Below are 25857 nucleotides of genomic sequence, written 5' to 3' on the forward strand. Positions count from 1 at the left end.
CCCATCCTCCTATTGGATTAATAACGGTTTGACTTGATCGATGACCTTCTGCAGCTTCACCGAACAATCGCCGTACAGTTTCTTGGCTTCTTCCTCATCCGTCGAGAGAGCGAACATCTCCAGATCGGCTTCGCACTTCTTCAACTGGGCCAGCAAAACGGGTTTTTCTTGAGGCTGCGGCACGGTGATCTGGTCGTCGTACAAATCGACATAAAGCTGGCCGTACGCATCAACCTGCCCTAAATTGACGTTATCCAGGGATACGCCCAGCTTCTCAAGCTCGGTATTCAGCCACTTCCGGTTGAGACCCAGTGTAGCAAGCGGCTCGTCCATAATTTTCCCGTCGATAATGACGGTTTGCGGCTCCGGCTGGGGAGCAACCTTGATCCCCAAGTGAGCCGGCGTAATCGGCTGATATTCGTTCTTCAGCATCGCGTTGATTTGTCCATCGGGCTCCATGACCGCAAACTCGACTTCGGCCACTTTGAAAATGCTTTTCTTCCGCAGCTGCTCCATGAGCTCTTCGTTGGTCAGCTTTTCCTTCTTCAGATTCTCCTCCAGAATCTTGCCATCCTTGATCAGCACGGTACTGCTGCTGTCAATCATATCCCGGGCTTTCTTGCTTTTGAGCTGCAAAAATTCGATGCCAAGCGATACGAGAAACCAGACGGTAACGGCAATTAGCCCGAGATACCAGTCTGTATTAATATCCAGGGAGATGTAGGCGGTAATACTCCCAATCGTAATCCCGGTGATGTATTCAAAGAAGGAAAGCTGTGAAATTTGCCTCTTTCCGAGCAGCCGGGTGAGCACAAATAACACGACGACGGCCACCAACGTTCGGACGATAACTTCCAACCACATTGGCATGGGGAATACTCCTTTCGTAGACAATCCAAGGCGAGATATCCCAATTATGCGCGGGGATGCGTAAATTTACTAAGGTAATATGTGGAAGGGGAACAGGGCGTATGAATCAATTTCGAGCAGGTGAAATTATGCATTGTTCATAAGCAACATGCCAAAACAAAGGTGGTGAAATTGTGACAGTAGCATCTCAAGTCAAAACGGCCTTAGCTTCGTTAAAAAGCGCGCAAGCGAGCCTGGAGCAATTCGCGTTAAGCACGCAAAACCAGCAAGCGAAGGATCTGTTTACGCAATGCGCGCAACAAACGCAGCAAATCGTAACGCAAGTGGAAAGCCGCGTAGCGCAGCTGGAAAGCGAAGAACCTCAATACAAGGGATTCTAACTGTGATTAGAAAGGACCCGTTCATTCGAACGGGTCTATTTGCGTTTCCACGTATACGGCGTTTATCTGGATATCGAAGCCTGGCCATGTTATAATTTAGTGTAATGCATTTTTATGAATGATAACGATGCCCATATGGAACGAAGATAGATCAGGTAAAGGAGTGAACGGGCACATGGCTAAGGAAACGAAAGATTACGCCAAATACTTTGACTTCTCGGACGCCCGGGTCATTTCGGAGGATGAGCGAGGGAAGAAAATCCGAATCCGTGGCCGGGATATTCAAATTTTGTCCGAGCCGAACCAACGCAAAGAGAAACAACGCGGGAAAGAAGACGTGAAGGTGCTGTATGAAAATGCCGTTCCCGAAGAACTGAAGGGGATTGGCGTTGGCAAGCATTATATCGTCTATACGTTTGGCTGCCAGATGAACGAGCATGACACCGAAACGATCAAAGGTTTGCTGGAGCAGATGGGCTACCGTGCGACCGAGGACCGCAAAGTGGCGGACATTATCTTGCTGAATACTTGCGCGATTCGGGAGAACGCAGAGGATAAGGTGTTTGGTGAGCTGGGTCACCTGAAGAGTCTCAAGACGGAGAAGCCGGATCTGCTGCTGGGCGTTTGCGGCTGTATGTCGCAGGAGGAAGGTGTCGTGAAGCGGATCCTGCAGAAGCACAGTTTTGTGGATATGATCTTCGGGACGCACAACATTCACCGTTTGCCATATCTCATTCAAGAAGCTTTGTTCAGCAAAGAGATGGTGGTTGAGGTCTGGTCCAAGGAAGGCGACATCATCGAGAACCTGCCGAAGAAGCGCGAAGGCATGCGGGCATGGGTGAACATCATGTACGGGTGCGACAAGTTCTGTACGTATTGCATCGTGCCGTTTACGCGGGGCAAGGAGCGCAGCCGCCGTCCGGAGGACGTCATTGCCGAAGTTCGTGAGCTGGCGCGTCAGGGCTATAAAGAGATTACGCTGCTGGGGCAAAATGTCAACGCCTACGGTAAGGACTTTACCGATATCAACTATACGTTTGCGAATCTGATGGACGATATCCGTCAAATCGATATTCCGCGCGTTCGGTTTACGACATCGCATCCACGCGATTTTGACGATGCGCTGATCGATGTTCTGGCCAAAGGCGGAAATCTGGTGGAGCACATTCATCTGCCAGTTCAATCGGGCAGCAGCGAAGTGCTGAAGAAGATGAGCCGCAAATATACCCGTGAACATTACCTTGAACTGGTGCGTAAAATCAAGGCGAAAATTCCAAACGTCGTCCTCACCACGGACATTATCGTTGGATTCCCGGGTGAAACTGAGGAACAGTTTGAGGAAACTTTATCCCTCGTGCGCGAGGTGGGGTACGATTCGGCGTATACCTTTATCTACTCGCCGCGGGAAGGTACGCCGGCTGCCGTGATGGAAGATACTGTCCCGATGGAAGTGAAGAAAGCGCGGCTTATGAAGTTAAACGATACCCTCAACGAATTTAGCCGCAACAGTAACGAAGCGCTGCGCGGACAGATCGTTGAAGTGCTGGTCGAAGGCGAAAGTAAGAACAACGCCCATATGTTATCCGGACGTACACGCACCAACAAGCTTGTCCATTTTGAGGGCGGAACGGAATTGATCGGAACGTTTGTCCAGGTGGAGATTACCGATCCGATGACTTGGTACATCAAAGGCAAGCTCGTAGAGCAAACCGCCAAATTGGCGTAATGCAGGGGAGGTTATTGACAGTGGAACAGCACAAAGATCAAACCGATTGCGGAATTCCGAAGTATGATTCGCGGGACCTGGTCATCCGCGAGGATATTATGAAGAAGGCCAAAGAGCTGGCTGAACTGATCGGTACCAGTGAAGAGGTTCAGCAATTTCAGAAGGCGGAGAAGCTGATCCAGAAGCATGACCGCGTGCAGGCGTTGATCAGTGCAATTAAGAAGAAACAGAAGGAAATCGTCGCATTTGAAACGTTCCAGAACCAAGCTATGGTGCAGAAGATCGAACGTGAAATCGAGGAGCTGCAGGACGAACTCGATCAGATTCCGCTCGTTACGGAGTTCCAGCAGAGCCAAAGCGATATCAATTATCTGCTCCAGCTCGTCGTTTCTGTCATCCGCGATACGGTAGCCAGCAAAGTGAACGTCGAGTCGGGCAGCGAGCCGGCTGTTTCATCCGGATACGGAGAGTAATACGAGGCAGTTGGTGCGGAGGCAACCCCTCCGCTTTTTTTCATCTTGTCTGTAATGATTGAAGCAACGTCGCATCGGAATACTATAATATAAAGAGAAGCAAGGATAGGGGGGACACCGAGATGGATGATTGGAGCGAAGAAGTGCTGCGGCGGGATGAGCAATCGTTCTGGGGTCTGCTGGGACTGCGCCTCATTTCTGCCGACAAATCCCTGGTAAAGTTGGGACTTACAGCGGGGGCTTCCCACCTCAATTCCATGGGCATCGTCCATGGGGGCGTGCTGTCGTCCATGATGGATCAAGCGATGGGCACGCTGGTAGCAACGATTAAAGGGAAGCTTGGGCTAACCACCCATTTGAATGTCAATTTTCTCAGCCCCATGCGAACAGGGGAACTGGTGGTGTCGGCGATGCCAATCCATGAGACCCATCGGACGATGACGCTCCGCTCCGAGGTTCGTAACGAAGAAGGGACCCTCGGATGCATATCGACGGCAACGTTCCGCTTGCCGAAGTGAGCAGGGGACCGTCTTTCGGGTTAGATCGCTTGAATTCGTAAGTGCCGGACTTCAATCGGCCGGCGTTATCCTAGACGATGTGGTGATACGTGATGAACGAAGAACAAAAGCAGGTAGTTAATGAGGTTAAAAAATATCGCACGCCGGACGGAATCCCGGCCGACATCGTCATGTTTACGTTGACGAGGCAGGAACGAAAAGCATCGACCAAATCGCTGCCGCGCTTCGATCTGAAGGTCATGCTGATCCGTCGGCGGAGCTGGCCGTTCGCCGGGGCCTGGGCATTGCCGGGCGGTTTCTCGCAGGAGGATGAATCGCTGTACGAAACCGCGCGTCGCGAGCTGAAGGAAGAAACCGGTGTCGACGGCTCACATCTTGAATATTTGGGGGTCTACAGCAAGCCGGGGCGGGACCCGCGCGGCTGGATTATCTCCCACGCTTTTTTCGCGTTAGTAGAGGAATGGGTGCTGGAGAAACGGCAATCGGCGGATGATGCCCAAGAGGTTGGTCTGTTTACCGTTCGAGAAGCCTTAGAGGATCTGCAGCTCGCTTTCGACCACCGCGAGATTTTGCAAGACGCTTATAAACGGATTCAGCAGCAGATGCTGCATACGACGATTGCGAAGCAATTTTTGCCGCCGCATTTCACTCTCGGCGAATTGTATCAGGTGATTCAAACGGTCGTTCCAGACTTTGAAGAGCTAAATTTTATCCGCAAAATTACATCGACGCGCAGTCGTCAGGGGATACTGGAAGAAGTGCGTGACGAGAATGGCAAGCCGATGTTGTCTAACCAATATTCGCAACGGCCGGCTCAATTGTACCGATTTACTGGTTACACCCCGCGGCTTTCGATTTACACTTAAGATATTTTACATAATGAAATATTAGTTGCGGCAAATGGAATGTGTGAAGGGAGAGTGAAATCATGAAAGCTCTGATCGTCATCGATTATACGAAGGATTTCGTGGACGGTAACCTTCCGGTGGGCCAGCCGGCCATCGATATTGAACCGGCGATTTGCCGGATAACGGAATCCTTTGTGGCGCAAGGGGATTTTGTCGTGATGGCCGTAGATCTGCACGAGCGGGAAGACCACCTGCATCCGGAAACGAAGCTGTTTCCTCCCCACAATCTGAGGGATACGGAAGGCCGTGCGTTGTACGGGCGGTTGTCTGAGGTTTATGCGAAGAACCAGGACCGCATCTATTGGATGGATAAGACGAGATACAGCGCGTTTTGTGGAACGGACCTGGAGTTGAAGCTCCGGGAACGCGGTATTACGGAGGTGCATCTGATCGGCGTGTGCACGGATATTTGCGTGCTGCATACGGCGGTGGAGGCTTATAACAAGGGATTTGCAATTACAGTATACGAAGATGCGGTAGCCAGCTTTAACCCGGAGGGACATACCTGGGCGCTGGGGCATTTCCGCACCAGTTTAGGAGCAAACGTAACGAACAGCCAGAGAGGATGAACAGGCGATGCCAACCACGGGTTTAGCACTGCATACCGATAAATATCAGATCAACATGATCTATGCGCATTGGATGAACGGAACGCATTTGCGGAGGACCGTATTTGAGGCCTACTTCCGCAAGCTGCCGTTTGGCAACGGGTATGCGGTGTTTGCAGGCTTGGAGCGGATCGTGGACTATATCCGGCAGCTGCGGTTTACGGAAGAGGATTTAGCGTATTTGGACAAACAAGAAGAGAACTATAAGCCGGAATTTCTGGAATTGCTGCGTAACTTTGAATTTAAAGGCACGCTGCTGTCGATGGCCGAAGGGGCGCTTTGCTTCCCGAACGAGCCGTTGATCCGCGTTGAAGGCACAATTATGGAAACACAGCTGATTGAGACGGCGTTGCTAAACTTTATGAATTTCCAGACCTTGATCGCCACCAAAGCTTCACGGGTGAAACGGGTCGCCGAGAACGACGTGCTGCTGGAGTTCGGCACCCGCCGGGCACAAGAAGCAGATGCGGCCATCTGGGGGGCTCGGGCTGCTTATTTGGCCGGGTTTGATGGGACGTCCAACTTGCTCGCTGGTGAGATCTTTGGCATTCCGACCCGAGGAACGCATGCCCACTCGTGGGTGCAAATCTTCGACTCGGAGCAGGAAGCGTTTGAGTTGTATGCCAAAGCGCTGCCGGATCAGGTTTCCCTGCTGGTCGATACGTATGATACGCTCAAAAGCGGCGTTCCGCATGCGATCCGCACCGGCAAAATGCTGGAAGCCGCAGGCAAGCGGCTGGCTAGCATCCGCTTGGACAGCGGCGATTTAGCTTATCTGTCGATTCAAGCCCGCAAAATGCTGGACGACGCTGGCTTACCTTATGTCAAAATCGTCGCGTCAAACGACTTGGACGAGAATACGATTTTTAACCTGAAGGCACAAGGTGCGAAGATCGATATTTGGGGCGTAGGGACTCAGTTGATTACAGCAGCGGACCAACCGGCTCTCGGAGGCGTCTACAAGCTGGTTGAACGGGAGAAGGACGGTCAGATGGTGCCCACGATCAAGATCTCCGGTAATCCGGAAAAAGTCACAACCCCCGGCAGAAAAGACGTATTGCGCATTGTCAGCAAAGACAGCGGCAAAGCGATTGCCGATTACATCTGTTTTCCGCATGAACAGCAAGCGCGGACGGGCGGCAAACTCCGATTGTTTGATCCGGTACATCCTTATATCAAAAAGTCAGTCAAAAACTATGAAGCGGTGTCCATGCTGCAGCCGATCTTTGTGGATGGTCAGCTCGTGTACAAGCTGCCAACGCTGGATGAAATTCGTGAGTACCACCGCGAGCAGTTAAATTTATTCTGGCCAGAATATCTCCGCAAGCTGAACCCGGAAATTTACCGCATCAGCTTAAGCCAGGAAGCCTGGGAGTTAAAGCAAAAGATGATCGAAGAATATATGGGGCAGCATGAGGATTAACTTCTTCTAACCCCCTTAAGACAGAAAGATCGCTTCTCGCCAATCGGCGGCGAAGCGGTCTTTATTTGCGTGGGAAATTATTTCTCGGGAAAGCGCAAAAAGCGCTATAAATCGGCGGATAGAAGGCTGATTTCGACAAGTTAACGACACGACTCATATTTCGCGAAGTAGTGATCAAACAAAATATCGATTTGCCGCTCAACGATTTCTTTGCCCGGACGGTTCTCCAGTTGCTTAATCTGCCTTGCCAAGACGAGCGGGAAGAGGACGGCTGCATTGATTTGCATCATCATAATAAAAAGAATATCCGGATTGGTCTCGCCGGTAATCTCCTCCAGCACGCCAGTAATCTTGCTGAATCCGGTCGTTTTCATAAAACCGGTGAAGTCCTGCCGGGATTCAAAAGTAATTCGTCCTTTGCCTAAGACTTCATGCAACAAACCGGGGTATTGCAGTACTGAATCCACGTATTGGAGAAGAAATGCCTTTAATCGATCTTTAGGGGGTAGCGAAGTATCGTCCAAGACGGAGAAATTCTCCTGAAACGTTGTCAGCAGCAGTTTCAGCGCTTCGTTAATCAAGTTGTCCTTCGAGCCAAAGTAGTAATTCACTAGAGCTAAATTGACATTGGCCGCAGCCGTGATCTTGCGTAAGGTGACTTGATCGGCCCCTTCGGTTTTAATGAGCTCCAACGTAGCCTGTAGAATATTCTGTTTGGTTGTCGGCCCCTCGGCGCAATTGCTCATAGTTTCGCTCCTTTATGCCATCCAATCTACTGCCCGTATAGAAACTACCATAATACGCTCTCACTCCAGGTGTCAAGAATAAGGCGCAGCGGGGAAGGAAGAGCGAACCAGATCTTGCAGAAGCCACCGATGACAAATGCCTTGACAAAACGGCGGCATCCATTTAAATTTGTTTTAAACATTGTTTTAAACGGTGTTTAAATTTAGAAAGAAAGCTGAGTGAGAGGATGCCGAATACTGTGGAGAGTTCGATCGAAAGCAAAGAATTTTCCATCCGGTCGATTATCGCACCGCTGATGGCGGTCATCGTTGGGATGATTATGGTCATTTTGGACAGCACGGTGGTTAACGTGGCCGTACCTAAGCTGGTCGACTTCTTCGCAACCGATTTAAAGACGGTGCAATGGACGATCACAGGGTATACGCTGGCTTTATCTGCCGTCATTCCGCTAGCGGGATGGATGACCGATAAATTTGGGGAGAAACGCATTTTCTTGATGACGATCGCGTTGTTTACGATTGGTTCGGTGTTGTGTGCCGTAGCGCAGACGCCGGAGCAGTTGATCATCTATCGCATCATTCAAGGTCTGGGCGGCGGGATGGTATCGCCGATCGGGTTTGCGATGGTGTTTAAGCTGGCACCACCTGAGAAGCGCGGAGCCGTGATGGGGCGCTGGGTGTACCTATGTTGCTGGCGCCTGCGCTAGGTCCGGTACTATCCGGTTGGCTGGTGGAGAACGTCAGCTGGCACTGGATTTTTCTGATCAATCTGCCAATTGGGATTGTGGCGTTTCTGATCGGGCTGCGGTTCTTGCCGAAGTCCAGTCGACGGGAGGCGCCACAGTTGGATAAGCTGGGGATGATCCTGGCTCCGATCGCTTTTGCGATGCTGACCTACGGCGTGAGTGAAGGGGGAACCAGCTGGACCTCAGCGACGACAATTACGGGTCTTAGCGTAGGAGGACTTGCCTTACTTCTGTACATCTTCGTTGAAATAAGACATCAACAACCGCTGCTTGAGCTGCGTGTGTTCCGTTCGTCTCATTTCACCCGGGGGATCATCTTGGTCTGGATTGCCCAAGCGGCGTTGTTTGGTTCGATGATTCTGACTCCGTTATACCTGCAGCAAGTCAGAGGCTACAACGCGTTGGAAACCGGGATTTACTTGCTGCCTCAAGCATTGATGTCGGCGTTCTTCATGCCGATCAGCGGGCGCTTGTTTGACCGGGTTGGTGCGCGGCCGCTGGCCTTTATCGGCCTTGGTATCGTATCGACGGCCTTGTTCCTGCTGTCGCGAATTACAGCGGAAACGCCGCTGGCGATGGTGTTGGTGCCGCTTGGTTTGCTCGGCGGCGGGATGGGTCTGACGATGATGCCGCTGAACACGCATATTCTAAACTCAGCGCCGCGCCATTTGGTGGCTCGGGTTACCCCGCTAATGACGGCGGCGCAGCAAGTTATCGTCTCCTTCGCGGTAGCCGGCTTAACCGGCTATCTGACTTCCCAAATCAGCAGCCATATGAAGGAGGCAGCACAAGGCGGAAATCCGCTGGAGGCGGCCGCATCCGGCTTTGGGGATACCTATTTCCTGGCTTCGTGCATTGCCGCTGCTGGCTTCCTGCTGACTTTATTCTTATCTAAGCCAAAGAAGCAAACCGAAGCAGGCAAGAATTCAGCAGCCGAAGGAACGCAACCAGACCCAAGTCTGATGGCGGGGCATTAATATATTGAAGCAAACATGCGAAAAAGCACTCTTTCTTTTTGGAAAGGGTGCTTTTGTCGTTCTCCCCGAAGGTTAACTCGTAACCATCGCGCCGCCGTTGACATGGATCGTTTGCCCGGTCACATAGCTGGAATCGTCGGAAGCCAGGAATACGAAGACCGGTGCCAATTCAAACGGCTGCCCGGCTCGCTTCATCGGAGTTTCCAGGCCAAACGTAGACACGTATTCCGCAGAATAGCTGGATGGAATCAACGGGGTCCAGATCGGTCCCGGCGCCACGGCATTGACACGAATGCCTCGATGAACGAGCGACAGCGCCAGGGAGCGGGTAAAGGAAACGACAGCGCCTTTGGTAGAGGAATAATCAATCAGCAGCGGAGCGCCGGCGTATGCGGTGATCGAGGCGGTGCTAATAATGGTACTACCGGGTCGCAAATAGGGAAGCGCGGCCTTGGTCAAGTAGAAATGAGGGAAGATGTTGGTGGCAAAGGTTTGGTACAGCTGTTCGGTCGAAATCGCTTCGATCCCTTGCTGCTGAGGAAATTGAACCGCCTGATTGATCACCAGGATATCGACTTTCCCCAAATGATGCAGGGTATGATGAATCACTGCATGGCAGAAAGCCTCTTGGCGCAAGTCGCCGGGAATGAGCAGGCACCGTCGTCCCAGTTCCTCAACGCGCCGTTTGGTTGCCTGGGCATCTTCGTGCTCATCCAGATAAACGATGGCTAAGTCTGCGCCTTCTTTGGCAAAAGCAATCGCCGTAGCCCTCCCGATGCCGCTGTCACCGCCGGTCAGAATTGCGACCTTATCCTTCAACTTGCCGCTGCCGACGTAAGCGGGGTTTTCGGAGATCGGGGGCGGAACCATCAGGGTTTCTAAGCCGGGTTGTCTTGGTTGATGTTGCGGCGGGAAGGTAATTGGTTGTTCTTGGCAGACCGTTTTCGAGCTGTAATAAGGGTACTTGGGTATCATCCTTTGAGGTTCCTCCTGAAGTTGTTTTACCGCTATCCTATTCATTCCTGGGCGGGGTGGTGTATCCGCCTAGACAAGAATGTCTATATGACATTTGTTACATAAGTCACATCGCATCTATGATAAATTTTAAAATTAAGAAAGATATCGTTTGATGTCATGTTTAGCACTTATTTACGTCGTGAAGAGCTCGCATTTGCGAAGAAGGGAGTCAAGCGCGTGGTACAATTACCGAAATTAAACGAGCTGGGATTTTTTGAAATCCGTTTGGAATCCATTGGTGGGCTGGGTGCGAACTTGGCAGGGAAAATGCTGGCCGAAGCCGGGGTTGAGGGAGCCGGATTGAATGGGGTCAGCTTTTCTTCTTATGGCTCGGAGAAAAAAGGATCCCCGGTCAAGGCGCATATCCGCTTCTGCGATCTGAGTACGCCGATTCGCGATACGTCGCCAGTAGAACGCCCGCATATTGTGGGGATCTTTCATGAGGCGCTCGCCAAGACAGTGAACGTGATCAGCGGCATTTACGAGGACAGCACCGTATTGGTGAATTCGCGCAAAACTCCGCAGGAGCTTAAGGAGAAAATGAAGCTGATCGGCGGCACGATCGCGGTGATCGATGCCACCGGCATTGCGCTCGAAGAGAAAAACCGGGTGAACATGGCGATGTTGGGTGCCTTATTCCGGTTGTGCCCATTCCTCGATCCTGAAACGATGAAAGACGTCATCCGCAAATCGCTGGAGAAGAAATATCCGCAAACCGTAGCCCCAGCTATTGCGACGTTCGAACGGGGTTATCATGAAGTTGTCTTTGAAACGTTTGCTTTGCCGGAAGGTGTAAGTATGCCGGCCTTCGTTCGTGCTGATACGCCGGTGCTTGGTTATGAAACACAGCCGATCGGCGGGTTGATTATCAATCCGGGCAACAGCATCCTGAAGGACCTTAGTATTTCCCGTTCTGGGATGATGCCGCATTTCAAGGAAGAGTCTTGTATTCACTGCGCCCAATGCGACAACGTCTGCCCGGATAATTGCTTCGTATGGGAGGAACGCCCCGATAAGAAGGGCCGACCGCAAATGTTCCTAAAAGGCATCGACTATCAATATTGTAAAGGTTGTTTAAAATGTATCCACGCATGTCCAACGGACGCCTTGTCCGGGGAGCGGGAGGAAGAAGGGTATGCGGAGGCGCATCGCGTACCGCATCTGTTTGATTTGGCGATACGCTAATACGCAGGAAAGGTGGTATGTTCATCATGGCGATCGATTTGGAGAAAGAACGCCGCTCCGGCACGGTTGAGCAGCGCGTGGTTTATGAGTCAGGAAATGAAATGGCAGCTTATGCGGCCAGCCAGATCAATTATCATATTATGGGGTACTTTCCGATTTCCCCTTCCACCGAGGTAGCGCAATTTCTCGATTTGATGAAAGCAAACGGACAGCATGACATCAAGCTGATTCCATCGGACGGCGAACATAGCTCGGCCGGTATCTGCTACGGCGCTTCAACCGCCGGCGGTCGGGTATTTAACGCGACCAGTGCTCAAGGTTACTTGTACATGCTGGAGCAAATGCCGGTGCAGTCCGGCACGCGTTTCCCTATGGTCATGAACTTGGTTTGTCGTTCCATTTCCGGACCGCTGGATATTCACGGCGACCATTCGGACCTTTATTTTGCGCTAAACACCGGTTGGCCGATCCTGATGTGCCGAGATCCGCAAGCGGTATACGATATGAACCTGATCGCGATCAAGCTGGCTGAGGATCCGGAGGTAAGGCTGCCGGTGCTTGTCGCGTCCGACGGATACTTTACGTCCCACCAAAAGCGGCGCGTGCATACCTTCGCAAACCGTGAGGACGTTTTGAAATTCGTTGGTGAACGCCCGCCGGGCGGCTTCCCGCATACGCTGGATCGCAACAACCCGATTACCGTCGGGCCGTACATGAACGAGCCGGATTACATCAATAACTGCTATCAGCAGTCCGTAGCGATGTATAACGCGGAACGCGTCTTTGAACGGATTGCCGGCGAATATGCGGAATTGACCGGACGCGAGTACAAAATGCTGGATCTGTACCGGATGGAAGACGCAGAGGTGGCGGTTTTCCTCATGAACTCGGCATCTGAAATTATTAAAGACGTCGTGGATGATTTGCGCCGCCAAGGCATCAAAGCCGGCTCGATCGCACCAAATATGATTCGGCCCTTCCCGCAAAGACAAATTGCCGAAGCGCTGAAGAACGTGAAAGCGATCACGGTCGGCGACCGCGGTGATTCCTATGGCGCTTATGGCGGTAATATGGTTAATGAGATTAAAGCTGCGCTGTTCACGCATGGAAATCATACAACGAAGGTCATCAGCCGGATATACGGTCTGGGGGGCAAGGAGTTTTATGCCGAGGACGGGCATCACTTCTTCCAATTGGCGATCGAAGCGGCGAAAACAGGCCGGGTAGAAGTGCCGTTTGATTACTATGGACATACCCCGGGGGATCCGGAGAAAGCGCCTAAGCGGGTGCTGAATCCGCTGAAGTTTGAGGACCTGAAGACCGGCCTGATCACGGTCACGAAGAATGAAGAAACCGGCAAGCTTGGCGTGCGCATTCCGCCGCTTCGCGCATTAACGAAGAAGCCAAAGCGGATTGCACCGGGGCATGGGGCCTGTCCGGGCTGCGGGATTTTCTCCGGTCTAGAGCTGTTCTTTAAAGGGATCGAAGGCGACATCGTGGCCCTGTTCCATACGGGCTGCGCGATGGTCGTCACGACTGGGTATCCGTATTCGTCCCATAAAGCGACGTACATCCATAACCTGTTCCAGAACGGAGCGGCCACTTTGTCCGGTGTCGTCGAAATGTTCTGGGAAAGAAAACGCCGCGGTGAGCTCGACGAGCTTGGCCTGAAGGACGATTTTACGTTCGTGATGGTTACCGGCGACGGAGGCATGGACATCGGCATGGGGCCGGCGATCGGAGCGGCGCTGCGCGGTCATAAAATGATCATCATCGAGTATGATAACGAAGGATATATGAATACCGGGGCACAGCTGTCGTATTCGACCCCGCTTGGCCACCGTACCTCTACGTCGAACATCGGCAAAGCGCAGCAAGGCAAAACGTTCCAGCACAAAGACACGCCGCAAATCATGGCGGCCACCAACATTCCTTACGTGTTTACCGGCAGCGAGGCTTACCCGCAGGATTTGGTGAAGAAAGCAGCCAAAGCCCAATGGTACGCGACAAAATGAAGGACTGGTTTATGGTAAAATATTAACAGCCTGCCCGCTCAACTGGATTTCGCCGGACGATCAGGGCACGAATATCATCGACGCTGCCGTTAACTCCTGCTTCTTCCCGCTGTACGAGGTGGAGCATGGTCAAACCACAATCACGTACAATCCGGAGGAGAAGGGCAACCGCATTCCGCTGGCGGATTGGCTGAAGACGATGGGCAAGACCCGTCATTTGACGAAGCCGGAGAACGCTGAGGCTCTTGCGGAGTTCGAACAAGAGGTAGAACGGCGTTGGAAAATCCTTCTGGCTAAACACGAACATCCTTATCTCTAAAAACAGGCCAGAAAGTGGACAAAACACGATATTAGGGGAAGCGGCAATGTGCAGCTTCTTTTATGAAGATATCAGAAAGTATAAACTTCGGGGCATTAGCATCCTGATATCGCAAGAAAAACTTCCGCTAAACGCGGTCTGTCTACTTTGAATGTACGTCGATAGACGTTTTTCTTATCAAAGCGTTATTCGGAAGCTTACATCCCGAATGGAAGGAGAGTGAGAGGATGAACCCATCCTTTCGTGCATTTCGCGTACACCAGGACGAGTCCGGGTTTCGGTCAGGGGTCGAGCAGGTAGACTTCTCGGCGCTTCCTGACGCCGATGTGACCGTCAAGGTGCATTATTCCAGCGTCAACTATAAAGACGGATTGGCAAGCATACCAGAGGGAAAAATCGTTAAAACCTATCCATTTATCCCCGGCATTGATCTGGCCGGGGAGGTAATCGCCTCCCGCGATCCGCGGCTGAAGCCCGGGGACCGGGTGCTGTGCACCGGTTACGGGCTTGGCGTGACGCACGCGGGCGGGTTTGCTGAAGTCGCCCGTGTCCCGGGCGACTGGCTGGTGACGCTGCCGGAAGGCCTTTCGTTCCGCGAAGCAATGGCAATCGGAACGGCCGGGTTTACGGCAGCGTTGTCGGTCCGGCGCCTGCTCGATAACGGGCTGGCGCCCGGACAAGGGCCGGTGCTCGTCCTCGGCGCCACCGGCGGCGTGGGCAGCATGGCCGTGGCGATCCTCAGCCGGCTTGGGGTTACTGTCACCGCGGTCACGGGCAAGCCGCAGGCGCGGGAGAAGCTGGCGGCCTTCGGCGCCGCCGAGGTCCTCTCCCGTGAGGAGGCGGCTTCGGGAGCCAAAGGCGCCCTTGGCAAAGAGCGCTGGGCGGCCATCGTTGACCCGGTGGGGGGGGCTATGACGGCCGATCTGCTGAAATCGGTTCGTTATGGCGGCTCGATCGCCTTGTCGGGGTTAACCGGCGGCAGCGGGATCGAAACGAACGTGTATCCCTTTATTTTACGCGGTGTGAATTTGCTGGGGATCGATTCCGTATTTTGTCCGGAGCCGCTGCGGCGCGAGCTTTGGCAGCTTCTGGCCGGACCGTGGAAGCCGGAGCCGGTGCTGGCCTCTGGCATCACCGAGTATCCGCTGGAGAAGCTCCCGGAGGCGCTTCGTACCGTACTGGCCGGGGAAGCCATCGGACGCCAGGTCATTTCCTTCATCAACTGAAACGGAACTCATGGTATAAATTGGGGGATCTTGAGACAACCTAACACCATCGGCCGAAGCTGGCTTAGCTTAGGGTAAAGGATGGGATACCAATGAGATGGTGGAAGGCAGGATTGGGAATGGCCTTGGCGCTCTCTTTAACCGTAGGGTGCGGTAATGTGCAACGGGTCGCCAAGGAAGAAATGAGCAAGTATAGCATGCAAAGCTATCGGCAAGGAAACGAACGCCAATTAACGACAGGGAAGACGCTTAATACGGCGCTGTTGCAATCTTTGAAAGCGGAATGCGCGAAGCGCGGGATTAAACTGACCCATGAAACCTATGCCGAAGGGCTGGACGGGAATATTAGCTACAGTTATTTTATTAACGGGGATGCGCGGCATTTTATTATCGTACATGTATTTCCCAGCGAGCAAGAACGGATTCGCGAAATTTCCGAGATTTATGGAACCGGGGACGGCAAGCAGGCGATCTCAGCGCAGTCGGCTTCCAGTCAGGCTGCCGTCATCTCGGTGAAGGGCAACGCCGCCTTGGTTTATTCGTCCAGCGCGCAGAAGGACAGTCAATACCGGGAAGAGATGCAGGCGGTATTTGGTAAACTGCTGAACCAAATGAATAATACATCGAAGTAAATGGCAAAGCGTTTCCCAATACAAAACCAACCGCTGCCTTCGTTTAAGGAAGGAGAGCGGTTGGTTTTTTGCATGTGCGCCCGGCATGGGCGATAACTAGGCGGTGAAAGTCCGCTACAGGCTACTCAATTAATGGGTAGCCTCCTATCCGATTTCTACTTCTTATAGATTTCTCGCATGACGTGACGCAGCTCTGGAAGGATAATCCGTTCCATCGCCAGCTTGACTGCGCCCTGCGAACCGGGCATGGAGAAAACCGCCGTATTGCCGATCGTTCCGGCGATCGCGCGGCTGAGGATGGCGGCCGAGCCGATATCTTCCGTAAAGCTGAGGTAACGGAAAATTTCCCCAAACCCCGGCATCTCTTTGTTCAGAAGGCTGCGCACCGCCTCAAACGTCGTATCCCGCGGCGCAATGCCAGTGCCGCCGCTTAGCAGAACCGCTTCGATCGTATTGTCCGAAGCCGCTTCCCGCAGCAGCTGGCGGATGCCGTTATAATCGTCCTTAACGATCATATAGCGGGCAACGTGATACCCGTGCTGCCGAAGCAGCTCTTGGATCAACCGGCCGCTGGTATCGTTTTCTTCGGTCCGTGTATCGGAGACAGTAATGACGAAACAAGATACTTCATCCGGCGCTTCCATCCGGTGTTCATCGACGGATCTCATCGTGTTCGCTTCCTTTCCTTGGAGGTTAATTCCATTGTACCATGTTTGACGGGCTTGAGCTTGTCCAGGAGCAGATCTGAGGCGGAACAGGAAATGTGGTTGCATGTCCGGGATGGTTGGTGTACACTCGCATTCGAATGGCTTTATCCTTTATCCCGATTGCAGGAGGTTGTTGAGGTGGGAAGCAGGGTGACACCCGTTTTTATATTGTCCGGATTTTTAGGAAGCGGTAAAACGACGCTGCTCCAGCGGCTGATCCGTCACTGGCAGGAGCAGGGGCTTCGTCCGGCCGTGATCATGAACGAAATCGGAGACGTCAATCTCGATGGATTGCTCGTTTCCAGCGAAGTGCCGATGGCGGAGATGCTGGGCGGCTGTATTTGCTGCACGATTCGCGGCGACTTGAGCGTGCAGATGGCGGAGCTGATCGAAGGGGAGAAGCCGGACCTGATCGTTATTGAGGCGACAGGCGCGGGCAATCCGATGGAAATCTTTGATGCGGTGACCGAAGTGTCGCTTTATCTCAAACTGGACATCAAGCCGATGGTGACCGTGGTGGATGCAGCCCATCTGGCCGAGCTGTACGCATCCCAGCAGGGGAAGTCCTACCGGCTTATGGTGGAGCAGATCCGCTGCGGGTCCGTATTGATCTTAAATAAAATGGACTTGCTTGAGCCTGATCGCCAGCAGGAAATGACGGCGTTTCTTCGCCGCATGAACCCTTACGCTCGAATCATTCCGGCAGTGAAATGTGAAGTTGATTTGCCGTCATTATGGGCGCAACACCAAGCTCATGATCACACCCACGATCATGAGGGTCACAACCACGAGCATCACCATGATCATCATGCGGCGCATAGTCATGATCATCACCATGGACATCCTCACGCGTCGCATGAGCATGTTACTGTCTATACGCACTATTTCGACGGGCCGGTGGACAGCGAGGACTTTGAGCGATTTATTGCCGAGCTGCCCCGGGAAGTCTACCGCGGCAAAGGGGTTTTGCGATTTACCGATACAGCCAGCCGGTTCCTGTTCCAATATGCGTATAGGGAAGCCGATTACCTGAAAATCACACCGCAAGGGGACGTGCCTGACGTTGCCGTGTTTATCGGAGAGCACTTCGACAAGCAGGGTTTAGCACAGCGGCTGCACGCCCTGGAGCGCAACGTATCGGATAATAGTAACGAACGTTAAGCCAAATTGACCAAGAGAACCGCGAGTCCATCGCGGTTTTCTTCTTTTTGGCGTCGATTAAATTAAATCTCCCCGGGGTAACCTAAAACTGCTTTTTTCTTGAAGAGGGAGAGAATCACATGAATGGAAAATCGAAAAACTCCACGAAGTTCGTTCCTTATGTGTCAGCTAAGCGCTCCTTGCCGGAGTTGACGGCTGTTGCCGTCGTTCTCGGGATCATTTTGGCCGTTGTGTTTGCCGCGGCGAACGCCTATCTAGGGCTGAAAATCGGTCTGACCGTCAGCGCCTCCATTCCGGCGGCGGTGATATCCTTGGCGGTGCTGCGAGGGCTATTCCGGCGCAAATCGATCCTGGAAAACAACATCGTGCAGACGATGACAACCGCCGGTGAAGCGGTGGCGGCTGGCGCCATCTTTACCCTCCCGGCGCTGTATATGTGGGATTTGAATCCCGGCCAGCAAATGATCAGCTTTGTCGTGCTGATCGGCGGGTTCCTGGGCGTAGCCATGATGGTTCCGCTAAGACGGCTGTTGATCGTGAATGAACATGAAACGCTGCCTTATCCGGAAGGGACGGCCTGTGCCGAGGTGCTGGTCTCCGGGGAGACCGGCGGCCGGAGCGCCCGCATGGTCTCGCTTGGCTTTGGCGTTGGCGGCCTGGTCAAAGCGTTAGGCGATGGCTTCATGTTATTTAAGACGGAGATTGAAACAACAATCTTTCGCTTCAGAAACGCCGTCATCGGGATGGATACGTATCCAGCCCTGCTGGGCGTTGGCTATATTATCGGACCCCGGATCGCCGGGCAAATGCTGGCCGGCGGGATTCTGGCCTGGCTGGTGCTGATCCCGATGATCGGCTTTTTTGGCGCCAACTCGGCGGGGGCGGTAGCGCCTTCGCTGACCCCAATCGCCGAACTTGATGCCTGGGGGATTTGGGGCGATTACATTCGCTATATCGGCGCAGGGGCGGTAGCCGCCGGCGGCTTGATTACGCTCATAAAAACGTTGCCGATGCTGTACAGCTCCTTGCGCTCCACGCTGAACGGCCTGATGCAGCGCTCCGCATTCAACGAGAAGACGACGATCGACCGCACCAAAAACAACGTCACCTGAAAGCGCCCGAACTTAACCTGTTGGAGATGATCCCTTGCTTGCAGCCGCATCTGAAGGTGGCGACAGGGGAGGATGGACGGACCGAACTGTTGCTGCCGCGCCGCAGTTGGCTGGAGCGTCAATCGGTTCGTTATCTGAAACAACCGCCGGTCATTCATGTGCACCTCGATGAGCTTGGGAGCGAGGTCGTATCCCGCTGCGACGGCACCCATACGGTAGGTGAGATCGCCGAAACGGTCAAGACGAGGTTCGGGGAAGCCGCAGAGCCGCTCCTGCCAAGGCTTCGCAAATTTATTGAGATCCTGGAAGCGAATGGCTGGCTTCGCTGGGCGGAAGAACGGCAGAAGGAGCAACCCGGGTAAGCGTGGATCCCTTGTCGGACGTAAAAGGGGAAAGGGTGCAACCTTTTTGGTGGACAGGCCGTCTAGGAGGGGCAGAGGTGATAAAGACATGAATAAAACAAAACTAAAATCCAAACTGAATAACCACCGCAAGATAAAACTGGCTGCCAGCCTTATGATGACCAGTTCGCTGCTTCTGGCCTCCTCTGTGTCCGCCTTCAGCGATGTTCAAGGACAGGACGCGAAGATAACGAAAGCTTTGCAACAGAAAGGGATCATTCAAGGGATCACGAAAGACCATTTCGTTCCGCTCGGCAAGCTGACCGGTGCGCAAGGTATTCATATGATCGTGAAGGCGTTGGAGCTCAAGCCGAAAGCCGGCGGCTCACTGCAACCTTCGGGTCATACTGAATGGTACGCATCCTCGCTGCGGATTGCAGAGGATAACGGCATTAAGTTGCCGAAGGATTTTGCGCCTAATGCCGAGCTGAGCCGGGAAGCCTTCGCCGATCTTCTGATGCAGGCCATTAACGTCACGGGAAATTACCCGACCATTAAAATGTATATTGAGGTCGCCGATGCCGACCAAATGAATCCGGATTATGCGAACAGCATTCAGACCTTGCTGCTGATGAAGATCGCTAGTCTGGATGAGCAGGGGGAATTTCACCCGAAACAGGCGATTACGCGGATTGAAGCAGCCCGGCTCGTTCACAATGCTGCTGATTTCGTAAACAAATATAAGGAAGCGGAGCAAGACGTGCAGGATCAGGTGAGCTTTGAAGTCGAGAAAGTAAATGAGCAAATCAATAAAGTGGTCCTGACCCGGGCCCAGCAGCCGAATCCGGGCTACGGCATACGCGTCGCCAAAGTCGAGTTCACAGGGAAAACGGCTACCGTGTATTATGAGTTGCTATCCCCTGAGCCCGATAAAGATTACATCCAAGTTATCACCGATACGAAAGCGGAAACGTACGTCTCCAGCGAGTATCAGGTGGAAATCAAGCGTTTGTCCGAATAACGGCAAAAGGAAACAACCGTTCCTAATCATCAGGAACGGTTGTTTTTATTAACTCGGATTCGCCACCGGCGAGATCGCTGGACCGGCGCCGGGTACGGCTGGTGCCTCAGCAGCTCCCGACTGCAGCCGGTACATCTGATAGTACCGTCCGCCCAGGGCGAGCAGCTCTTCGTGCGTACCGCGTTCGACGTTTTCACCTCGGTGCAGAACGAGGATCTGATCGGCGCTGCGGATCGTCGACAGCCGGTGCGCAATGATGAATGTCGTCCGGCCGCGTTTCAGTACCTCCAGCGCGGATTGAATCAACGCTTCGGTTTCCGTATCGATGTTGGCGGTCGCCTCATCGAGAATGAGGATCGCCGGGTCGAAGGCGAGCGCCCGCGCGAAGGAGATCAACTGACGTTCGCCGGCGGACAGCGTGCTGCCTTTTTCCACGACCGGTTCGTCTAGACCTTTCGGCAAGTGGGCCAAAATCCGGTCCGCACCAACGTCGATCAGCGCTTTCACCGCCTTCTCGCGGGAGATGCGTTCGTCCCCCAGCGTGACATTCGACAGAATCGTCCCGGTGAACAGGTACGGATCCTGGAGGACGATCCCCATATGCTGGCGGATCCATTGCTTCGGCAGCTCCGTTACCGGCTTACCGTCGATCGTGATCGTTCCTTTCTGCGGATCGTAGAACCGGAACAGCAGGTTGATGATCGAGCTTTTGCCGGAGCCTGTGTGTCCGACCAACGCAACCGTCTGGCCTTGCTTCGCCTCAAAGGAAATATTTTTCAATACATAGTCCTTCTTGTAGGCGAACGAGACGTCCTTAAACTCCACATTGCCTTTGTAGCGCGGCATCGAGCCGTCCACGACAGGCTCACCCGGTTCGTCCATCAGCGCGAACACCCGGCCGGCGGAGACCATCGAGGAATCCAGTGCGGCCAGCTGGTTGACCATCCCGGTGATCGGTTGGAACAACCGTCCAAGCACGTCAACGAAAGCGTACAGTACGCCAAGTGAAATGACGCTGGAACCCCCAAGCTGCACCGAACCGAAATACCAAAGCACGGTCGCAAATGCCAAGTTACGGAGGACATTCACCAGGTTATGCGAAGTGAATGCGTTCAGGTTCAGCATCTTGTTCTGGTGCTTCATGTAATCGCTGTTCAGGTTCTCGAACTCTTCCTTGGTTTGCTCCTCGCGGCGGAAAATCCGGATGATGGACATCCCTTGAATCGATTCGTTAATGATGGCGTTAATTTCACTTAACCGCGAGCGGATAATCGTGTTATATTTCGTCGCGAATTTGCGGTAAAGAACGACCCATAAGTAAATGATCGGAACGACGAATAAGCAGATCAGTCCAAGTCTCACGTCCAGGATAAACAAAGCGATGTACACGCCCAGCATGTTGATGACTCCGGAGAAGAAGTTCGCCAACACAGCGATAAACAATTCCTTTACCGCCTCCGTGTCGTTGGTGACGCGGGAGACGACTTTCCCGGCAGGCAGATTATCGAAAAAATGCACCGGCAGCCGCTGAATATGGGCGTAGACGTCCATGCGCAGCTTGCGGATAACCTGGTTGGCCGAGGATTGCAGCCAGTAAGTTTTGCCAAATTCCATCACAATGGAAATGGCCAGGAAGACGAAATACCAGACGATAAGCGACAGAATGCCAGGAACCTCCGGCTTGTAAAAAGCAAACAGGCCAGATGCGCTAAGTTGTTGCGCCGGATATTCGCTAATTGCGCCGTCGTTCCCGGTAAGGGTCAGTATGCCGTCTTTAAAGCTGCGGTCGCCGGAGACGTCCGGGATGGCCGCTTCCACGAAGACGAAGCTTTTGCCGACCTGCAGCACGCGGACCTCGGCGCCTTTGGCTTCGCCTTCCGCAAAGCGGTCGCCGCGTTTGAAGTTGCGGCCGTCATACGTGGCGGTATATTTGTCTTTGACCGTGGTTTCGTAAAACGGCTGTTCGATCGCCAGCATATGATCGTCGATCATCGTGCGGGCGATAAACGGGCCGGCCAGTTCGGCCGCGACCCCAATCGCCAGCATGACGAGCGCGAGGATAAACGTCTTTTTCGCCGTTAAGGCGTATTTGAAAAGTGCTTTTCCTGTATGGGTGTGCATCGCTTAAGACACCTCCCCGTCAGTCAGGTTCGATTCGACCTGTTGACGTTCGTATTGTTCGCGGTACCAGCCGCCTAACTGCAGCAGCATGTCATGGGTACCTTCTTCAATGATTTTGCCTTTCTCCAGCACGACGATCCAATCCGCGTGTTCGATGGCGGACAGGCGGTGCGTGGAGATCAGCGTCGTTTTGCCGGCGCGCTTACGGCGGATGTTCTCGATGATCCGCGCTTCGGTCCGGGCATCAACGGCGGACAGGGCGTCGTCGAGAATCAACAGCTCCGGATCGGCGATAAACGCCCGCGCCAGGGAGACCCGCTGCTTCTGGCCGCCGGAAAGGGCGACACCTTTCTCGCCGACTAGTGTATCCAAGCCGTCGGACAAGGTGCCGAGATCCTGGTCGAAGGCTGCGGTGCGGATCGCCTCAAGAATTTTCTCGTCGGACGCGCCTGGGCAGCCGAATTGGATATTTTGCCGTACCGTCTTGGAGAACAGAATTTGCTCCTGCGGCACATAGCCGATCCAGCTGTGCAGCCGTTTCAAGGCAATCTGCTGAATCGGCACGCCGGAGATGGTCAGCTCGCCGCTGCCCACCGGATATTCATGCAGCAGTTGCTTCAGCAGGGTGGATTTCCCGCTGCCGGTACGGCCGACGATGCCCAGCGTCTCGCCGCGTTTAATCGTTAAGTTAATATGCTCAAGATTATTGATCGTTGAAGTCGGATAACGGAAGGTCACATCTTTGAACTCGATTGTTTCCGGTTTTTCTACCGAAATCGGGTTCGGAAGGTCCTCGACGTCCGGCTTTTCGTTTAACGTTTCGTTGACGCGGTCCAGCGAAGCGCCGCCGCGCTGCATGATGTTAATCAGCTCGCCGATCGCAAACATCGGCCAAATCATCATCCCCAGGTACATGTTAAAGGTTACGAGATCGCCCAGCGTCAGTTCATTTTGAAAGACGAGATAAATGCCGTACGTGAGTCCAATGGCATAGCTGAGTCCAACACATAAGCGGATCGTTGGTTCAAAATAAGCGTCAACTTTGGCCACCGCCAAATTTTTCTTGTAAACGTCATCCGTGATCTCCGCGAAACGCTTCTCATCATTACGCTCTTGTACATAGGCGCGAATGACACGGATCCCGGCGACCGACTCCAGCACCTGGTCGTTCATGTCCCCGAAGGCATCCTGGGCCAAGGTGTAGCGCTCATGGATGATTTTTCCATAAATCTTCATCGCCAAGGCGATAAAAGGGAGCGGGATGATCGCCGCCAACGTCAGCTTCCAGCTGATCAGCGTGCTCATGGCCAGGAAAATGACCGTGAGGTACGCCGTCGAGTCGGTCAGCGTCAGCATCCCGAAACCAGCGGTTGTCGCCACCGACCGCAAATCGTTGGTCGCCCGGGCCATCAGGTCGCCGGTGCGGCTCCGCTCGAAGAACGGCGGCGTCATCCGCAGCAGATGGCTCATGAACCGGGTGCGGAGCAGCCGCTCCACGAGGTTCGAGCCTCCGAACAGGGAATGCATCCATATGTACGTAATGAGATAGATGAAGATCAGTACGCCGATAATGAGCAAAATATATTGGGTTAACGATGCCCAAGTGACCGTGCCGGCCACGATTTCATCGATGGCGCTGCCGAGCAGCCGCGGCGGTGCTAGTTCTACGATGCCCACAAAGATGAGCAGGAACAAGCCGATGATGTACCGCCTTTTTTCCCGTTTGAAAAACCAACCTAAATTTTTTAAAACCGAAAACATAGTGGGGTTTCCTCCTTTGAATTCCCGATTGCCTAACTTGCCGGAGAACCTCTACAAGTGTCCGAAACCTGCCAAAAACCGCAAAAAGGCATATCGTCCGAAAACGATATGCCTTAAAACCATAACATATGTCGCGTCCGTTACTTATGATAAGCAACCTCCGCGTGTATGATATCACGTTTACCCAATAACTGGAAAATAAGCCAAAGGGGCGGTTATCGCATGAGATGAACCAATCCTGCAGGGGTTGCTCCGGTATTTAGTTGTGTGTTGGGATGCGCATGAAGATACACTGACATAAGATTAACTTTAAACACCGTGCTTCACCCTTTCTTGAATGGTAATTATTTGAAATGCGATCTCGTATGTTCCCGATTTTAGCATCGTGCCAAAGAAGATGTCAAACATTAATTTTTTTCAGTAACTATCCAATGCCTCCTAACGGCTCGAACAAAGGTTTGGCTTTTGGCCCGGTATCGACTACAATAAAAGGGAAGATGGTGTGGTACGGAACGTTGTTCAGTTTCACTTGGAGCACCAAGAAGGTTGAATAGAAAGAGGAGGGAGAAACGATCATGATTCATGTGAGCAGCGAAGCCGCAGCGTGGTTTAAGAAGGAACTGGGACTTCAGGAAGGTCAGGCAGTACGCTTCTTTGCGCGCTATAGCGCGGGAGGCAAGCTGCATCCGGGCTTCTCGCTGGGGATCGACGTTGATCAACCCGTATCCCCGGGGATCAAATCCGAAGTCGAGGGCATTACGTTCTACATGGAAGACCAGGATTTGTGGTATCTGGATGGATATCACCTCAACGTGACCTATGATCCGCAGTTGGGTGACATTGAATATGAGTACGAGGTTGCGGCACCTAATTAAGCCAAGGCAATAAACGCAAGAACAAAAAGGCCCGTCCATTCACGGGCCTTTTCCTTTGAAGGATCAGACGGACGGGCGCGGGCCCGTCAATCGTCAAATAATGCTGTCTTCCATCGCAAATTCAAAATCGCCGATATCGTATACCTGCACCGGCACCTCGGCTTCGATGATCCGCCGGATCAGCTCCAGCTGATCGGTCAGGATTGGCACGTTCTCCCGATGGGCCGTCAGTACGATCTCCGTTTCGATCGGATCGAGGAACTCCCCGTATTGCTCGTTGTCCACCGCGTTCACCACGGTCCAGGTGACATGATCACCGAATAAGATCGAAGGACTCTTAGCCCAAGGAATGGTGAGTGCCCGCTCCAGCTTCTTGCGGTTCAGCGGTTCTTCGAGGTAAGCGATCAATTCGCTGATTTTCTGCTTCACGTGCATATCGTCGACGGGGTCGTTCATCAGCGGCTCGGGACTGTTTTGAAATTCATAAAGCTCCATGACGGTGTTGTAAGGTACAATATATTCCACAGGCGCACCCGGCACCAGCAATTCACCATATATCGCCACCATCACGGCTTCGATCACAAATCGGCGTGACATGGTCATCCTCCTAAAACGGCCTGTAACTCATTGCTGCCTTAAGTATCTTACGACAACTCAATTTATTAAGGAGTATACCATAACCAGTTAATAAATTCAGCTTTGCCGCACGAAAATCGGCTTTCATCTACGGGAAGGGGGAAGTGGCGAATGACAGCAAACATGGAGAAAGAAACTTTCGGACTCTCTCAGCGAACGCTGCGCTGGGTAGAGGAACAGTTCGGGCAAGGCGCCAAAGTGGTCTCGGCGTTGTCCTTGAAAGGCGGCACTTCATCGGTGGTTTACGGGGTAAAAATAACCCAAGGAGACACCTGCCACGAAGCGGTGCTAAGGCAATTTACCAACAGGGAGTGGCTGCAGGAAGAGCCGGAGCTCGCGTTGCACGAGACGGC

21 protein-coding genes and 4 pseudogenes are annotated in these 25857 nt (G+C 53.0%); 18 read left to right on the forward strand and 7 right to left on the reverse strand.

The window, feature by feature from the left end; translation table 11 throughout:
* Positions 1-9: 9 nt before the first annotated feature.
* Positions 10-870, reverse strand: coding sequence for a DUF421 domain-containing protein (locus tag POTG_RS01870; RefSeq protein WP_009223092.1), 861 nt, complete (start codon positions 868-870; stop codon positions 10-12).
* A gap of 173 nt (positions 871-1043) precedes the next feature.
* On the opposite strand from POTG_RS01870, the gene POTG_RS01875 reads away from it, so the two are divergent.
* The 7 genes from POTG_RS01875 to POTG_RS01905 all read left to right on the forward strand — a co-directional run bounded on the left by POTG_RS01875 (position 1044) and on the right by POTG_RS01905 (position 6906).
* On the forward strand, positions 1044-1250 hold the full coding sequence (locus tag POTG_RS01875) for a DUF1657 domain-containing protein (RefSeq protein WP_009223093.1): 207 nt from the start codon (positions 1044-1046) through the stop codon (positions 1248-1250).
* Between the two features lie 175 nt (positions 1251-1425).
* Positions 1426-2976 carry a tRNA (N6-isopentenyl adenosine(37)-C2)-methylthiotransferase MiaB gene (gene miaB, locus POTG_RS01880; protein WP_036643764.1) on the forward strand — a complete coding sequence of 517 codons (1551 nt, stop codon included), beginning with the start codon at positions 1426-1428 and terminating at the stop codon, positions 2974-2976.
* Entirely contained in the window at positions 2976-3449 is a 474-nt protein-coding gene (locus POTG_RS01885) for a RicAFT regulatory complex protein RicA family protein (protein ID WP_050769660.1), read from the forward strand. The genes miaB and POTG_RS01885 overlap by 1 nt, the downstream gene beginning before the upstream one ends.
* A gap of 122 nt (positions 3450-3571) precedes the next feature.
* Complete coding sequence (locus tag POTG_RS01890; RefSeq protein ID WP_009223096.1) at positions 3572-3967, forward strand: PaaI family thioesterase; 396 nt, start codon at positions 3572-3574, stop codon at positions 3965-3967.
* A gap of 92 nt (positions 3968-4059) precedes the next feature.
* The gene (locus tag POTG_RS01895) at positions 4060-4833 is read left to right on the forward strand and encodes an NUDIX domain-containing protein (protein WP_028539115.1); all 774 of its coding nucleotides are present in this window, start codon (positions 4060-4062) and stop codon (positions 4831-4833) included.
* Between the two features lie 62 nt (positions 4834-4895).
* Positions 4896-5444 (forward strand): cysteine hydrolase family protein, encoded by a 549-nt coding sequence (locus POTG_RS01900; RefSeq protein WP_009223098.1) that lies wholly within the window; start codon positions 4896-4898, stop codon positions 5442-5444.
* A gap of 7 nt (positions 5445-5451) precedes the next feature.
* The gene (locus POTG_RS01905) at positions 5452-6906 is read left to right on the forward strand and encodes a nicotinate phosphoribosyltransferase (protein ID WP_009223099.1); all 1455 of its coding nucleotides are present in this window, start codon (positions 5452-5454) and stop codon (positions 6904-6906) included.
* A 140-nt stretch (positions 6907-7046) separates the two neighbouring features.
* Here POTG_RS01905 and POTG_RS01910 read toward each other — a convergent pair whose 3' ends face one another.
* Positions 7047-7652: a TetR/AcrR family transcriptional regulator gene (locus POTG_RS01910; RefSeq protein ID WP_009223100.1), complete on the reverse strand. Its 606-nt coding sequence runs from the start codon at positions 7650-7652 to the stop codon at positions 7047-7049.
* 227 nt (positions 7653-7879) lie between these two features.
* Here POTG_RS01910 and POTG_RS01915 point away from each other — a divergent pair.
* A pseudogene (locus POTG_RS01915) lies at positions 7880-9375 on the forward strand (DHA2 family efflux MFS transporter permease subunit).
* 72 nt (positions 9376-9447) lie between these two features.
* Here the strand turns inward: POTG_RS01915 and POTG_RS01920 are convergent.
* Positions 9448-10350 (reverse strand): SDR family oxidoreductase, encoded by a 903-nt coding sequence (locus POTG_RS01920; protein WP_009223102.1) that lies wholly within the window; start codon positions 10348-10350, stop codon positions 9448-9450.
* 219 nt (positions 10351-10569) lie between these two features.
* On the opposite strand from POTG_RS01920, the gene POTG_RS01925 reads away from it, so the two are divergent.
* The 4 genes and pseudogenes from POTG_RS01925 to POTG_RS01940 all read left to right on the forward strand — a co-directional run bounded on the left by POTG_RS01925 (position 10570) and on the right by POTG_RS01940 (position 15769).
* Positions 10570-11577, forward strand: a complete 1008-nt coding sequence (locus POTG_RS01925) for a 2-oxoacid:acceptor oxidoreductase family protein (RefSeq protein WP_009223103.1) — start codon at positions 10570-10572, stop codon at positions 11575-11577.
* Positions 11578-11603: 26 nt separating this feature from the next.
* Positions 11604-13911, forward strand: a pseudogene (locus POTG_RS01930) (thiamine pyrophosphate-dependent enzyme).
* Positions 13912-14138: 227 nt separating this feature from the next.
* Entirely contained in the window at positions 14139-15137 is a 999-nt protein-coding gene (locus POTG_RS01935) for an acrylyl-CoA reductase family protein (RefSeq protein WP_009223105.1), read from the forward strand.
* Positions 15138-15229: 92 nt separating this feature from the next.
* Entirely contained in the window at positions 15230-15769 is a 540-nt protein-coding gene (locus POTG_RS01940) for a hypothetical protein (RefSeq protein ID WP_009223106.1), read from the forward strand.
* 155 nt (positions 15770-15924) lie between these two features.
* Here the strand turns inward: POTG_RS01940 and POTG_RS01945 are convergent, their stop codons facing one another.
* Positions 15925-16437, reverse strand: coding sequence for a MogA/MoaB family molybdenum cofactor biosynthesis protein (locus POTG_RS01945; RefSeq protein WP_009223107.1), 513 nt, complete (start codon positions 16435-16437; stop codon positions 15925-15927).
* Positions 16438-16614: 177 nt separating this feature from the next.
* On the opposite strand from POTG_RS01945, the gene POTG_RS01950 reads away from it, so the two are divergent.
* The 4 genes and pseudogenes from POTG_RS01950 to POTG_RS01965 all read left to right on the forward strand — a co-directional run bounded on the left by POTG_RS01950 (position 16615) and on the right by POTG_RS01965 (position 20111).
* Positions 16615-17637, forward strand: a complete 1023-nt coding sequence (locus POTG_RS01950) for a CobW family GTP-binding protein (RefSeq protein ID WP_009223108.1) — start codon at positions 16615-16617, stop codon at positions 17635-17637.
* Between the two features lie 119 nt (positions 17638-17756).
* Positions 17757-18743: pseudogene (locus POTG_RS01955) on the forward strand (OPT family oligopeptide transporter); the annotation flags it as partial.
* A gap of 44 nt (positions 18744-18787) precedes the next feature.
* On the forward strand, positions 18788-19111 hold the full coding sequence (locus tag POTG_RS01960) for a PqqD family protein (RefSeq protein WP_232282198.1): 324 nt from the start codon (positions 18788-18790) through the stop codon (positions 19109-19111).
* Positions 19112-19199: 88 nt separating this feature from the next.
* On the forward strand, positions 19200-20111 hold the full coding sequence (locus tag POTG_RS01965) for an S-layer homology domain-containing protein (RefSeq protein WP_036643769.1): 912 nt from the start codon (positions 19200-19202) through the stop codon (positions 20109-20111).
* 48 nt (positions 20112-20159) lie between these two features.
* On the opposite strand, the gene POTG_RS01970 is transcribed toward POTG_RS01965, so the two are convergent.
* Together POTG_RS01970 and POTG_RS01975 are read right to left on the reverse strand one after the other, a co-directional pair.
* On the reverse strand, positions 20160-22232 hold the full coding sequence (locus POTG_RS01970; RefSeq protein WP_009223112.1) for an ABC transporter ATP-binding protein: 2073 nt from the start codon (positions 22230-22232) through the stop codon (positions 20160-20162).
* Positions 22233-22235: 3 nt separating this feature from the next.
* Positions 22236-23993: an ABC transporter ATP-binding protein gene (locus POTG_RS01975; protein ID WP_009223113.1), complete on the reverse strand. Its 1758-nt coding sequence runs from the start codon at positions 23991-23993 to the stop codon at positions 22236-22238.
* Between the two features lie 575 nt (positions 23994-24568).
* Here POTG_RS01975 and POTG_RS01980 point away from each other — a divergent pair.
* Complete coding sequence (locus tag POTG_RS01980; protein ID WP_009223114.1) at positions 24569-24868, forward strand: HesB/YadR/YfhF family protein; 300 nt, start codon at positions 24569-24571, stop codon at positions 24866-24868.
* 93 nt (positions 24869-24961) lie between these two features.
* Here the strand turns inward: POTG_RS01980 and POTG_RS01985 are convergent, their stop codons facing one another.
* Complete coding sequence (locus POTG_RS01985; protein WP_036643774.1) at positions 24962-25465, reverse strand: hypothetical protein; 504 nt, start codon at positions 25463-25465, stop codon at positions 24962-24964.
* A 150-nt stretch (positions 25466-25615) separates the two neighbouring features.
* On the opposite strand from POTG_RS01985, the pseudogene POTG_RS24175 reads away from it, so the two are divergent.
* A pseudogene (locus POTG_RS24175) lies at positions 25616-25857 on the forward strand (hypothetical protein); the annotation flags it as partial.

Origin of the sequence: Paenibacillus sp. oral taxon 786 str. D14, from assembly GCF_000159955.1 — a bacterium.
Taxonomy (GTDB): Bacteria; Bacillota; Bacilli; order Paenibacillales; family Paenibacillaceae; genus Fontibacillus; species Fontibacillus phoenicis.